9 protein-coding genes are annotated in these 13,831 nt (G+C 71.2%); 3 read left to right on the forward strand and 6 right to left on the reverse strand.

Going from position 1 to position 13,831, the window contains the following annotated elements:
- Positions 1 to 27: 27 nt before the first annotated feature.
- From ACFC06_RS05985 to ACFC06_RS06000, 4 genes are read right to left on the reverse strand one after another with little or no spacing between them, the layout of a single operon-like run.
- The gene (locus ACFC06_RS05985; protein WP_375928328.1) at positions 28 to 831 is read right to left on the reverse strand and encodes a methyltransferase family protein; all 804 of its coding nucleotides are present in this window, start codon (positions 829 to 831) and stop codon (positions 28 to 30) included.
- Entirely contained in the window at positions 822 to 1,817 is a 996-nt protein-coding gene (locus tag ACFC06_RS05990) for a fatty acid desaturase (RefSeq protein WP_375928330.1), read from the reverse strand. The genes ACFC06_RS05985 and ACFC06_RS05990 overlap by 10 nt, the downstream gene beginning before the upstream one ends.
- A complete protein-coding gene (locus ACFC06_RS05995) occupies positions 1,814 to 3,100 on the reverse strand; it encodes a hypothetical protein (protein WP_375928332.1) in 1,287 nt (428 codons plus the stop codon). Before ACFC06_RS05995 ends, ACFC06_RS05990 begins: the two co-directional genes overlap by 4 nt.
- Entirely contained in the window at positions 3,097 to 4,134 is a 1,038-nt protein-coding gene (locus tag ACFC06_RS06000; RefSeq protein ID WP_375928334.1) for a polyprenyl synthetase family protein, read from the reverse strand. Before ACFC06_RS06000 ends, ACFC06_RS05995 begins: the two co-directional genes overlap by 4 nt.
- 751 nt (positions 4,135 to 4,885) lie before the next feature.
- On the opposite strand from ACFC06_RS06000, the gene hutU reads away from it, so the two are divergent.
- A complete protein-coding gene (gene hutU, locus ACFC06_RS06005) occupies positions 4,886 to 6,562 on the forward strand; it encodes a urocanate hydratase (protein WP_375928336.1) in 1,677 nt (558 codons plus the stop codon).
- A 5-nt stretch (positions 6,563 to 6,567) separates the two neighbouring features.
- Here the strand turns inward: hutU and ACFC06_RS06010 are convergent, their stop codons facing one another.
- Positions 6,568 to 8,115 carry an acyl-CoA carboxylase subunit beta gene (locus ACFC06_RS06010; RefSeq protein ID WP_375928338.1) on the reverse strand — a complete coding sequence of 516 codons (1,548 nt, stop codon included), beginning with the start codon at positions 8,113 to 8,115 and terminating at the stop codon, positions 6,568 to 6,570.
- A gap of 252 nt (positions 8,116 to 8,367) precedes the next feature.
- Between ACFC06_RS06010 and helR the strand changes: the two genes are divergently transcribed.
- The gene (gene helR / locus ACFC06_RS06015; protein ID WP_375928340.1) at positions 8,368 to 10,557 is read left to right on the forward strand and encodes an RNA polymerase recycling motor ATPase HelR; all 2,190 of its coding nucleotides are present in this window, start codon (positions 8,368 to 8,370) and stop codon (positions 10,555 to 10,557) included.
- Between the two features lie 273 nt (positions 10,558 to 10,830).
- On the opposite strand, the gene hutH is transcribed toward helR, so the two are convergent.
- A complete protein-coding gene (gene hutH, locus ACFC06_RS06020) occupies positions 10,831 to 12,387 on the reverse strand; it encodes a histidine ammonia-lyase (protein ID WP_375928342.1) in 1,557 nt (518 codons plus the stop codon).
- Positions 12,388 to 12,654: 267 nt separating this feature from the next.
- Here hutH and hutI point away from each other — a divergent pair, with 267 nt between their 5' ends.
- Positions 12,655 to 13,830 carry an imidazolonepropionase gene (hutI, locus tag ACFC06_RS06025; RefSeq protein WP_375928344.1) on the forward strand — a complete coding sequence of 392 codons (1,176 nt, stop codon included), beginning with the start codon at positions 12,655 to 12,657 and terminating at the stop codon, positions 13,828 to 13,830.
- Position 13,831 lies beyond the last annotated feature (1 nt).

The raw sequence follows: 13,831 nt of genomic DNA on the forward strand, positions 1-13,831 counted from the left end.
CTCTCCGAACTCCGGCGGGCAGGGTGGCTATGGCTCGCGCGGCGTACGGTTCAGCAGACTACGCACCGAGGGGAAGAAAGCGGGAACATGCGCCGCGTAGGCGCGGTAGGAAGCGCCGAAGCGGGCGATCAGATCACGCTCCTCGAGATAGGTGCCGAGCACGATGTATCCGGTCAGGCCGAGCGCCCACACCAGGTGCCCGACGGTGAACTCACTGGCGAACCAGAAAGAGACGAGCAATCCGGTCATCAGCGGGTGCCGCACCAGTTTATAGACCCCGTTGACCTGCAGGCGATCGACAGTGGCGTCCGGCACACGGATGACGTACTGCCGGTAGGCCTGGCTGATGCCGAGCAGGTGGAAATGGTTCAGCAGCAGCGTCGCCGCGTACACCAGCACGAAACCGATCCAGAACCCGGCGTCGAGGGCGAGCCCGAGGGTCCCCTCGGCCGACCACAGCACCTGCGGGATCGGCTGCCAGGCCAGCATGATCGTCCACATGACCAGGCACACCATGAAGATGTAGACCGTGCGCTCGAGCGCCTCGGGCACCCAGCGGGTGACGAAGGCCTTGAACGAGGGCCGGGCCATGCCCGAGTGCTGCAGACCGAACAGCGCCAGCAGCACCACGTCGATGACCAGGGCGGGCACCGTGGACAGGTGCGGCCCGCGGTCGACGGTCTTGGGCAGCCACCAGCCGCCGGCGAAGAGCAGCATCAGCGGCACGGTGATGCCCGCGATGCCGTAGACGGTGAACGAGATCAGGAAGGGGACCAGCCGCGCGGGGGTGCTCAGCACGCCCCGCGCCTGCTCGGGAGTGATCAGATCCATGCGAACCACGGCAGGTATTTGGACCGGACGGTGCCCTCTTCCAGCCGCTTCTCCAGCTTGGCCTTCCACTGGGTGCCGAACTTCTCGTTGAGGAAGCCGCCGGGCCAGAACAGCCGCCAGCCGGACTGCGCGACCATCCAGTACGGCACGATGACGCCGGGATCGACATCACGCATGTAGGCCATCTTGTCCGGGATCTGGCTCCAGTGCACGCCCGGGTAGCGGTGGTGCACGCTGTGGTAGCCCTGGTTGAAGATCAGGAAGTTCAGGATGTTGCCCGCGTTGTTGAGCGAGCTGCTCGGCTCGTCGGAGAAGCCGCGGGCGGGGGCGTGGCTGAGCCAGGCGAAGTAGCCGGCGTTGACCTGGGTGATGAAGAACGGCACCCAGTAGAACAGCACGAAGCGCTCGGTACCCGCGACGTACCAGACACCGGCGATCACGGCGGTGTAGACGATCAGGTCGAAGATGAACTGGTGGCGGGTGCGGCGCCGGCGCGGGGCCGGGTTGGCGGCGAACACCGTCTTGACGGTGTGGAGCTTGACGATGGTGCCGTAGCGGACCCAGTACCAGATCGCGGGCAGGCCCTTCTCCATACCGGTGGTCGCGGTGACGTCACCGGGGCCGTCGTTGAACCGGTGATGGTTGAGCACGTGCACCTCGCGCATCTCCGCGGCGGTGAGGTTGCCGGGCAGACAGCACAGGATGTCGACGACCCGGTTCGGGAACTTCGCCACGAACAGCGGCCGGTGGGTGTGCATGTGCATCACGCCGATGGTCAGCGAGAGGTTCAGCAGCGAGAGCACGATGATCAGCGGGATCGCGATGTACCAGTTCCCGGCGATCGGCACGAACAGGCCCGCCGCGGTCATGCCCATCCACAGCGCGATGTGCAGCAGCGGCCCGATGTTCGAGGCGTACTCGAGCTTGAACACCCGCCGGGAGAACGGGATCTGTTCGGACGAGGTGACATTTGTTCCGGTGCTCACAGCAGAGCTCCTTGGTTAGTGGTGACAGTGGGACTGGGAGCGAGGGCGGCGAGCTGGAGTCGCGAGGCGAGCGCGAGCATCGCCTCGGGCTGATGGGAGGGGACCCGTTCCATCGCGCCGAAGGCCAGATGATCGGCGATCATCATGGTGCGGATCTGCGCGTCGGGCAGTTCGCCGGTGAGCGGCTCCTCCGGCAGGGTCTGCACGAGCGCGAAGGTGGTGTCCACGATCAGCGGCACCAGCGAGGTCTGCCCGCCCACCGGGTCGGCGGCGGCGAGCACATCGGTGCCGCGGCCGGCACCGGCGGCGAATTCCGGTGCGGCGTCGAGCATCTGGTGGATAGCTCCGTCGGCGGTGCGGCGCAGCCGCTCGAGCATCTTCGTCCAGTAGACCGGCGAGCAGGCCGCGGCCGCGGCGGCGGCGACCGGGCGCCGGTAGGGCGAGGGCGCCCCGACGACCTTGCACAGGAACGCGTTGGTGGTGATGGTCATGTAGGCCATGGCCGCCCGGGCACCGCGGCTCGGCGTGCCGGGACCGAGGCGGGCGAGCAGCGCGAAGCCGCCCAGCGCGGGGGTCAGCAACTGCAGCATCACCGTGCGGGTGAGTTCCTCGCGGTCGGTCACGCCGTAGATCTCGAACTCGTTGTCGCGCAGGTCGTTGGCCGACTGGGCGATCACGGCCACGCAGCCGGTGAGCTCGCGCAGGTCGTCCTCGGGCAGCACCCCGTCGGCGACCAGCGTGCACGCGTAGTGGGTCACCCGGCCGAGCACGCCCTCGCCGTAGGCCTGGCGCGGGATCGCGGACTCGATATTGCGGGCCATCACGTCGGCGATGTCCACCAGCACGCTGGCCACCCGGGCGCGCCCGTCGGCCGAGAGCGCGGTGATCAGCGCCTTGATGTCGGCGATACGGGTGGCCAGCACCCGGTCGACGGCCTCGCTGTCGCGGGCTTCGGTGGCGACGGTGGGCAGTGCCGCCGGGGCGGTGGCGCTGCGTCCGGCCAGGTAGTCGGCGGCCGCGCGGACCGCCTCGGCGGCGGTGTCGCGCTCGGCGAGGTCTTCGTAGGCGTCGAGCACGCGGCAGGCCAGCAGGGCCGCGGTGGCCTCGTCGCGCTGGTGGGCGGGCAGGAAGCCGACCGAGATGCCGAGGTTGCGCCCGGCCGGGATCAGGGCCAGCCGGGCCAGCTCGGCGGGGGTCGCGGCCGCGCGCAACGCGGCGATGTCGGGGGCACGGCGCAGTGTCCGCAGCCCGCGGATCAGCGTGCCCACTCGGGTCCCGCTCATCGCGAGATCACCTCCTGCAGGAGTTCGCGCAGGTCCTCGCGCGCGGGGGACGGGGGGAACACCTCGAGCGCCTTGCTCGCGGTCTCGACAGCGGAGATCGCCACCGAGCGGGCGGCCTGGGTGGCGCCGCTGTCGACCAGGTCGTCCTGCAGGGTGGTGCTCGGCGTCGCCGGGTCGAGCCACAGCTGCTCGGCGCCCGGGCGCAGGCCGAGCCATTCGATCACCGGCCAGGTCGGCACGCGGCGTTCCAGATCGCCGCCCGCGTCCTTGCCCAGGGCCGGGCCGCCTTCGATGTCGCGGACGTCGTCCATGATCTGGAAGGCCATCGCGAGCTGGTCGGCGTACTCCATCAGCGCGTGCAGCCGTTCGATCTCCACGCCACCGGCGGTGCCGCCGTAGGAACAGGACAGGCGGAACAGCGTGCCGGTCTTGGCGGCGGCCACCGTCTCGTAGTGGCGGCGCAGCGCGGCCTGGTCGACCGCGGGCGGCAGGGTCTCGATGAGCTGGCCGTAGGACAGGTCCGAGAGCCGGTCGGCGTAGGTGATGCCGGGTGCCTGCCCGACCCCGGCGAAGACCACCGGGTTGTCGGCCAGTACCCGCGCGACGACCTGCAGGCCGGCGCCGGCCAGGTGGAATCCGGCCCTGGCCGAGATCCGCACCCCGAAGGCGGCGGGTACCGACGGGGCACCGCGCCGCAGCAGGGATCCGTCACAGATGTCGTCGTGGACCAGCGAGGACTCGTGGAACATCTCCATCGCGCAGGCCAGGTCGACCGCGTCGGCGGGTGAGGTCGCGGCCTGGCCCGCCTCGGGCAGCAGTCCCGCCGACGCCAGTACCAGGCGGGCGCGCACGCGCTTGCCCGGCGCGGCCAGGATGTGCCGGTAGATGGCGTCGAAATCCGCACCGGTGAGCAGGATTTCGCGCAACCGGGCGGTGACCAGCGGTAGCTGGTCCTGCGGTGACGGTCTCGCGATGACCGCCACCTGCTCGCCCGAGTGCTCCCGGGGTTCGGACGGTAGCGCGTGATTGTCCATAGCGCTGAACTCCTTTGGTGTGGTCACGACGGCAGTCGGCTGCACCCCGGCGCTGAACCGGAGCAGAGGGAGGGAGGGGGCGGAGTCGTCACCGGGTATCGACATCTCGTTGCTGCCGGGCCGGAGGATCTCGGTCGCCTGGAGGTGCCGAAAGTATCGTAGCGAGGCATCCAATCGTCAAGTATTACAACGAGTTTCGCGTATTTGTTGTGACAGACCGTAGTCGCAAATGTGCGTATGTCAACTCGATTACCTCGAGATACCTTGCGGCGCAACGTTTTTCGCATGCGGCAGCGCAAGGGTGACACGCGATGTCGTGCCGGTGATGAACGGACGATGAACGCGCACAACGCGTTCGCTGGGTCAGGGGTCGGTGGATACCGAAGGGTGTGGGCGCCACGACATTGTGGCCGACACGGCTCTACTCGCCGGTAACCAAACAAATAGCACTCCGTGCGCGCCGACGCGAACCGAGAAGACACCATTGGGAGATCTCCCGAAAGCGCCCGCCGGACCGTTTGGCACATTTCCCAGAACAGCCCGGCGATTCGCCCGCGTTACAGTGGGCAGCGTCACATTTTTCGAGATCCCCTGTGGCAGTAGACATTTCGACACCACTTGTAAAGAGCTCCCGGCGCGCCTCATTTCGGCGCGCCCCCCGGCACGCTTGACAGCCCACCGCCGACGCAGGACCATGCCCCCATCCGGCAGATTGTGACCCCGGACACACTCACTGCCCAGGAGGACGCTCATGACCGACGCCGTCCCGCCGACCCACGGTCCCCGCCCGGTCGCCGCGCCCCGGGGGCCGCGGCTGCACACCCGCGGCTGGCAGCAGGAGGGGGCGCTGCGGATGCTGATGAACAATCTCGATCCCGAGGTCGCCGAACGCCCCGACGACCTGGTCGTCTACGGCGGCACCGGCCGCGCGGCCCGCGACTGGGCGGCCTTCGACGCCATCGTGCGCACCCTCGAGACCCTCGGTTCCGACGAGACCCTGCTGGTGCAGTCGGGCAAGCCGGTCGGGGTGTTCCGCACCAGCGAATGGGCGCCGCGGGTGCTGCTGGCCAACTCGAATCTGGTCGGCGACTGGGCGAACTGGGCGGAATTCCGCAGGCTCGAGCAGCTGGGCCTGATGATGTACGGCCAGATGACCGCCGGTTCCTGGATCTACATCGGCAGCCAGGGCATCCTGCAGGGCACCTACGAGACCTTCGGCGCGGTGGCGCGCAAACGCTTCGGCGGCACTCTGGCCGGCACCATCACCCTGACCGCGGGGCTGGGCGGCATGGGCGGCGCGCAACCGCTGGCGATCACCATGAACGAGGGCGTGGCGCTGTGTGTGGAGTGCGATCCCGCACGGATCGACCGCCGGATCGCGCACGGCTACCTCGACACGGCGGCCGAATCACTCGAACAGGCGCTGGCCCTGGCGATCACGGCCCGTGACGAACGGCGTGCGCTCTCGATCGGCGTGGTGGGCAATGCCGCCGCGGTGTTCCCCCGGCTGCTGGCCATGGACGCGCCGATCGACATCGTCACCGACCAGACCTCCGCGCACGACCCGCTGTCGTATCTGCCGCTCGGCGTCGCCCTCGAGGACTGGCACCGCCTCGCCGAGAAGGACCCGGCCTGGTTCACCGACGAGGCGCAGGCGTCGATGGCCGCGCAGGTCGCGGCGATGGCCGGCTTCCTGGACCGGGGCGCGGAGGTGTTCGACTACGGCAACTCGATCCGCGACGAGGCCCGCAAGGGCGGGTGCGAGCGGGCCTTCGCCTTCCCCGGGTTCGTGCCCGCCTATATCCGGCCGCTGTTCGAGGAGGGGCGCGGCCCGTTCCGGTGGGTGGCGCTCTCGGGCGATCCGGCCGATATCGCCGCCACCGACCGCGCGATCCTGGAGCTGTTCCCCGGCGACGAGCATCTGCGCCGCTGGCTCACCCTGGCCGGGGAGAAGGTGCGGTTCGAGGGCCTGCCCGCCCGGATCTGCTGGCTCGGCTACGGCGAACGGCACCGGGCCGGGCTGCGCTTCAACGAGATGGTCGCCGCCGGGGAACTGTCGGCGCCACTGGCCATCGGTCGCGACCACCTCGACGCCGGGTCGGTCGCCTCGCCCTACCGCGAGACCGAGGCGATGGCCGACGGGTCCGACGCGGTCGCCGACTGGCCGCTGCTCAACGCCCTGCTCAACACCGCCTCCGGCGCCTCGTGGGTGTCGATCCACCACGGCGGCGGGGTGGGCATGGGCCGGTCCCTGCACGCCGGGCAGGTCTGCATCGCCGACGGCACCGAACTGGCGGCGCGCAAGCTCGAGCGGGTCCTCACCAACGATCCGGGCTCGGGGGTGATCCGGCACGTCGACGCGGGGTACGAGCACGCCGCCGAGGTCGCCCGTACGCGCGGCGTGCGTATCCCGATGTGGGAGAGCTGAATCCGCTACAGCGGCATGAGGCGGTGTTTGCGCGGACCGTGGCGCACGGTCTTGTCGCGCAGCAGGTGCAGGGCCTTGCGGATCTCGCGGCGGGTGGCCGAGGGCTCGATGACGGCGTCGATGTAGCCGCGTTCGGCGGCGGTCCACGGGGTGGCGATGGTGGCGTTGTAGAAGTCCACCATCTGCGCGCGGAGCGCGGGCCGGTCGGCCTCGGGGATGGCGTCGAGGGTGCGGCGCTGGGTCAGGCCGACGGCCGCCTCGGCACCCATCACCGCGATCCGCGCGGTCGGCCAGGCCAGGTTCACGTCGCCGCCGAGCTGTTTGCAGCCCATCACCGCGTACCCGCCGCCGTAGGCCTTGCGCACGACCACGGTGACGATGGGCACGGTGGCCTCGACGACGGCGTAGAAGAACCGGCCGCCCCGTTTGATCACGCCGATCTTCTCCTCCTCCACGCCGGGCAGCACGCCGGGGGTGTCGACGACGAAGACCAGCGGCAGGCCGAAGGCGTCGCAGAGGCGGATGAAGTGGGCGGCCTTGTCCGAGGCGCGCGCGTCGATGGCGCCGCTGGCGACCAGCGGCTGATTGGCGACCACGCCGACGCTGCGCCCGTCGACCCGGGCGAAGCCGGTGATCAGGTTGCGGGCGGCGTTCTCGCCCATCTCGTGGAACTCGCCGTCGTCGAAGACGCGCAGCAGCACGTCGTACATGTCGTAGCCGGCGCGGTCGGAATCCGGGATGAGCGTGTCGAGTTCGCGGTCGGCGGCGGTGAGTCCGGGTTCGAGGCCGGGGTTGATCACCGGCGGCTGTTCGAAGCAGCTCGTCGGCATGTAGCCCAGATAGGTTCTGGCCCAGGCGAAGGCGCTCGCCTCGTCCGGGGCGACGTGGTGGATGTTGCCGCGCTCGGCCTGGTGGTAGGCGCCGCCGAGTTCGTCGAGGGTGACCTCCTCGCCGGTGGTCTCGCGGATGATCTCCGGCCCGGTGACGAACATGTACGCCGACTCGGTGGCGATGAGTACGTCGGTGTTGATCGGTGAGTACACCGCTCCCGCCGCGCACTTGCCCAGCATGATCGAGACCTGCGGCACCACGCCGGACAGCCGCAGCTGTTTGCGGCTCATCGCCGCGTACCAGGCCAGCGAGGTGACCGCGTCCTGCACGCGCGCGCCGCCGGAGTCGTTGATCGCCACGAAGGGGCAGCCGATGTCGGCGGCGGCGTCCATGGCCGCGGAGACCTTGCGCCCGAACATCTCTCCGACCGAGCCGCCGAAAACCGTTTGGTCGTGGGCGATCACCACCACGGGTCGGCCCTCGACGGTGCCGCGTCCGGTGACCACGCCGTCGCCGTAGAGGGCGTTCGCGGTGGCGGGTTGCCGTACCAGCGCGCCGATTTCGACGAAACTGCCCGGGTCGAGCAGCATGTCGATCCGCTCGCGGGGCCCCGGAATCCCCTTGGCCGCCCGTTTCGCCACCCCCGCGGCCCCCGAGGGCTCGCGAGCGGCGGCCAGGTTCCGGTGCAGCAGTTCGAGTTTCGCGGCTGTCGTGGTCTCCACGGGTGCATCCTTCCGACTCGTACGCGGGGTGCCTGTGCCAGCGCACCATAGCCGGTCGAACGGGTGGTCACGGCCGACGCGACGGCGGTGGATGCGGGTTTTTCCCGGGACGGAGCGGGAGCGGAAGGAGCGGAATAGGAGGAACACGCTCCTTTCCACTTTCAATATATAGCGGATACCGGGGCTTGCGGCAAGGCCCCGGTGATGCTGCACAATCGTCGGCTCAGGCGCAACGAGCACGGTGAGGAGCACATGTCCGGGGACGGGTACGACGAGGAACTACGGTCCGAGCGGCAGTATGTCGACGGGCTCTACGCGCGGCTCGACAGCGAGCGGGCGCGGGTGCGGGGCCGGTATGTCACGGCGCTGCGCGGGGACGGGGGGTCGCCGATGGAACGCGAGTTCGAGGTGCGCGCGCTGGCCAAGGAGGCCAAGCGGCTCGATATCGCCGACAACGGGTTGTGCTTCGGGCGGCTGGACGCGGTGGGCGGTGAGCGCTCCTACATCGGGCGGATCGGCCTGTTCGACGAGGCGAACGATTTCGAGCCGCTGCTGCTGGACTGGCGGGCACCGGCCGCGCGGCCGTTCTATGTGGCCACCGCGGCGAACCCGGAGAACATGCGCAGGCGGCGCCAGTTCCACTCCCGGGGCAGGCGGGTGGCCGGCTTCACCGACGAGGTGCTGGGCAGGCCCGCCGCCGGGGAGCACGGTGACGCCGCGCTGCTGGCCGCGGTGAACGCCCCGCGTGGGGAGGGCATGCGCGACATCGTCGCCACCATCCAGGCCGAGCAGGACGAGATCATCCGGCTCGACCATCCCGGCGTGCTGGTGATCGAGGGCGGGCCGGGCACCGGTAAGACCGTGGTGGCACTGCACCGGGTGGCCTATCTGCTCTACACCCAGCGCGAGCGGATGGAACGCCAGGGTGTGCTGGTGGTCGGGCCGAATCCGGCGTTTCTGCAGCACATCTCGCGGGTGCTGCCGTCGCTGGGCGAGACGAATGTGGTGTTCACGACCACCGGTGGGCTGCTGCCGGGGCTCGAGGTCACCGCCGAGGACTCCCCCGAGGCGACGCGGATCAAGGGCTCGGCGGCGATCCTGCCGGTGCTCGCGGCGGCGGTGGCCGATCGCCAGCGGCTGCCCGCCGAGCCGATCTCGGTCGAGCTGGCCGATGTGCGCCTGCGCATCGACGCCGGGATCACCGAGTGGGCCCGCGACGAGGCGCGCGCGAGCGGGCGCCCGCACAATCAGGCCCGCGCCGTCTTCCTGGAGGTGCTCACCTGGGCGCTCACCGAGCGGGCGATCGGGCGCATCGGCAAGGGCTGGCTGAGCCGCTCGGATCGCGACGCGTGGGAGCAGGTCCGGACCGATCTGCTGACCGAACTCGCCGACACCCCGGCGTTCACCGCCGTCGTCGACGAGCTCTGGCCGGTGCTGACCCCGCAGACCCTGCTGGCCGAGCTGTACACCTCCGCGGAGCGGCTGGCCGCGGCCGGGGCGGACCCGGTGCTGGCGCGGGCCGACGGCACGGCGTGGACGGTCGCGGATGTGCCGCTGCTCGACGAGCTGATCGACCTGCTCGGCCCGCACGAGCCGGTCGACCGGACCGCGGAGAAGGAAGCGAAGGAGCAGGCGGCCTACGCGGCGGCGGTGCTGGAGAACATGGTCTCGCGCGAGGACATGATGGACGACGAGGACCACCTCTTCGCCCAGGACATGCTCTTCGGCGAGGACCTGGCCGAACGGTTCGTCGAACGCGACACCAGGGAGTTGGCCGAACGGGCCGCGGCCGACCGGGACTGGACCTACCGCCACATCGTGGTCGACGAGGCCCAGGAACTCTCGGCGATGGACTGGCGGGTGCTCATGCGCCGCTGCCCCGGCAAGTCGTTCACCATCGTGGGCGATCTCGCGCAGCGCCGGTCCGCGGCGGGCTCGACCTCGTGGGACGAGACGCTCGCGCCGTATGTGCCGGGCCGGTGGGTGTATCGCCCGCTGTCGGTGAACTACCGGACACCCGCCGAGATCATGGCGGTGGCGGCCGCCGTGCTGGCCGAGTTCGCGCCCGAGGTGCGGCCGCCGGAGTCGGTGCGCGCCTGCGGTGTGGCGCCGTGGTCGCGGGCGGTGACCGCCGGCGAATTGCCCGAGGCCATCGCGGAATTCGAGCGAGCCGAAGCGGAGCGCGAGGGCACCAGCGTGGTGATCGGGCCGCCGGGGATGCCGGGGACGATTCCGGCGTCGGAGACCAAGGGGCTCGAATACGACGCGGTGCTCGTGGTCGACCCGGAGCGGATCATCCTCGACGGTCCGCGTGGCGCGGCAGAACTGTATGTCGCGCTGACCCGGGCCACGCAGCGGCTCGGCGTGCTGCACGAAGGGCCGTTGCCGGAGGTGTTGCACGGACTGACCGAGATCGGGTCGACGGCCGGAGTCGGCACGTAACCGGCGTCGGTCCTGCCGCGCATCGGACCGCGCCTACCGGCCCCGGTGTGCCAGCCCGATCGATGGTCAGCCGTGGCCACCGACCCGGCCGCGACGGCCAGGGCGAGCCGGTGGTCAGCCGAGCGGACCTGTCACCGACTCGGCCGCGGCGACCAGAGCGACGGTGGTCAGCCGAGCAGGCCCGTCACCGACTCGGCCGCGGAGACCAGAGCGACGGTGGTCAGCCGAGCAGGCCCGTCACCGACTCGGCCGCGGCGACCAGAGAGACGGTGGTCAGCCGAGCGGGCCCGTCACCGATTCGGCCGCGGCGACCAGGGCTCCGGAGGCGGCGAGGTCGACGGCGGCTTCGATGTCGGGGGCGAGGTGGCGGTCCGGGCCGGGGCCGGGGACGCGGGTGCGCAGGGCCGCGATGACGGCGGCGGTGGCGGGGGCAGGGGTGAGCGGCGTGCGCAGGTCCAGGCCGCGGGCGGCGGTGAGGGCCTCGATCGCGAGGACGCGGGTGAGGCCGTCGAGGGCGCGGCGGAGTTTGCGGGCGGCCGACCAGCCCAGCGAGACGTGGTCCTCCTGCATGGCCGAGGACGGGATGGAGTCGACCGAGGCGGGGGCGGCCAGGCGCTTGAGTTCGGCGACGAGGGCGGCCTGGGTGTACTGGGCGATCATGTGGCCGCTGTCGACGCCGGGGTCGTCGGCCAGGAACGGGGGCAGGCCGTGATTGCGGGCCTTGTCCAGGAAGCGGTCGGTGCGGCGCTCGCTGATGCTCGCCAGGTCGGCGGTGACGATGGCGAGGAAGTCGAGCACATAGGCCACCGGGGCGCCGTGGAAGTTGCCGTTGGACTCGACCCGCCCGTCGCGGGTGACCACCGGATTGTCCACGGCGGCGGCCAGTTCGGCGGCGGCGACGCGTTCGGCGTGGGCGAGGGTGTCGCGGGCGCCGCCGGCCACCTGGGGTGCGCAGCGCAGCGAGTAGGCATCCTGCACGACGGTGCAGTCCGGGGTCGCGTGGCTGGCGACGATCGGCGAATCCGCCAGCAGGCGGGTCATATTGGCCGCGGCGACGGCCTGGCCGGGGTGTGGGCGCAGGGCCTGCAGGTCGGCGGCGAAGACCTTGTCGGTGCCGAGCAGTCCCTCCACGCTCATGGCCGCGGTGACATCGGCCAGCCGCAGCAGCTCGCGCAGGTCGTGGCAGGCGAGCACGAGCATGCCGAGCATGCCGTCGGTGCCGTTGATCAGCGCCAGGCCCTCCTTCTCGGCGAGCTCGACCGGCGCGATCCCCGCGGCGGCCAGCGCGTGCGCGGCGGGCCGCGCGGTGCCCTCGGCGTCGCGCACGGTGCCCTCCCCCATGACCGCCAGGGCCACGTGCGCCAGCGGCGCGAGGTCACCGGAGCAGCCGAGGCTGCCGTACTCGTGGACGACCGGGGTGATCCCGGCCGACAGCAGCGCCGCGTAGGTCTCGGCGACCACGGGCTGCACCCCCGTGTGCCCGGTGGCCAGGGTCGACAGGCGCAGCAGCATCATCGCGCGCACCACCTCCCGCTCCACTTCGGCGCCGGAGCCCGCGGCGTGCGAGCGCACCAGGCTGCGCTGTAACCGGCTGCGCAGCTCGGGCGGGATGTGGCGCACGGCGAGGGCGCCGAAGCCGGTCGAGACGCCGTAGATCGGTCGCGGGTCGGCGGCGAGTTCCTCGATGCGGGCGCGGCTGGCCGCGATCGCGCTCAGCGCCTCGGCCGACAAACGCGCTCCGGCGCCCTCCCGGGCCACCCACACGACCTCGGCGGGCGTCACCGGACCGGTCCCCACGACGACCGGCGTGATGCTCGGATCGATGCTCACAACGCTTCTCCCCTCGACTCGGACGTCTCCGCTCGCCGCTGCGCAGCGGGCCCACGATCGGGCGCGGCGCACCGTGCCCGGACCATTCGGACGTCTCCGCTCGCCGCTGCGGAGTGAGCCCATGATCGGGCACGGGGCACCGTGCCCGGACCTGATCCGGTGCGGCGCGAGGGTGCTGCCCGCGGTCTTCGGCTAAACCTGAGTGTGCAGCCGCACAGTAGCGCTCGGCGAACCCGTCCGGCGCGTATCCCGCAGCGAGGAGGACCCGTGTCCACCACCGTGCTGAGCGAGATCGGCAGCCTGGTAACCAATGATCCCGCGCTCGGCGACGGGCCGCTGGGCCTGCGCCGCGACGCCGCGATCGTGTTCGACGGCGACCGGGTGGTGTGGGTCGGTGACAGCGCCGCCGCCCCGGCCGCCGACACCGGGATCGCGCTGGGCGGGCGCGCGGTGCTGCCGGGTTTCGTCGAATCGCACGCGCACCTGGTATTCGCCGGGGACCGGGCCGCGGAGTTCGCCGCGCGCATGGCCGGGCGGCCCTACGCCGCCGGGGGCATCCGCACCACCATCGCCGCGACCCGGGCCGCGAGCGACGATGAACTCGCCGCGAACCTGCGGCGACTGCTGGCGGAGTCGCTGCGCGCGGGCAGCACCACCGTGGAATGCAAGAGCGGCTACGGGCAGACCGTCGCCGACGAACTGCGCGCTGTCCGGATCGCGGGCGCGGCGACCGACGAGGTGACGCTGCTCGCCGCGCACGTCCCACCCCCGGAGTACGCCGGACGCGCCGACGACTACGTCGCCCTGGTGGTCGACCGGATGATCCCGGAGTGCGCGCCGTATGCCCGCTGGATCGATGTCTTCTGCGAGCAGGGCGCCTTCGACGAGGACCACGCCCGCGCCGTCCTCACGGCCGGGATCGCGCACGGGCTGGTACCCCGCGTGCACGGCAATCAGCTGCACCACGGTCCGGGAGTGCGACTGGCCGTGGAGCTCGGTGCGGCGTCGGTGGATCACGTGGTGCATGTCGAGGCCGCCGATATCGACGCCCTGTCCGGCAGCGGCACCGTCGCCACCCTGCTGCCCGGCGCCGATTTCTGCACGCGCAACCGCTATCCCGACGCGCGCGCCCTGCTCGACGCGGGCGTCACCGTCGCCCTGGGCGCGGACTGCAATCCGGGCACCAGCTACACGACGAACCTGCCGTTCTGTCTCGCGCTGGCGGTGCGCGAGCTGGGCATGACGCCCGACGAGGCCGTCTGGTCGGCGACCGCGGGCGGCGCGCGAGCCCTGCGGCGCACCGATATCGGCGTGCTGTCCCCCGGTGCCAGGGCCGACGCGATCGCCCTGGACGCGCCCGCACATCTGCACCTGGCCTACCGTCCCGGTGTCCCGTTGATCAGCCGGGTGTGGCGTGGCGGCGCACTCGTCGTGACGAACTGAG

It is taken from the genome of Nocardia sp. NPDC056064 (assembly GCF_042266925.1).
GTDB lineage: Bacteria > Actinomycetota > Actinomycetes > Mycobacteriales > Mycobacteriaceae > Nocardia.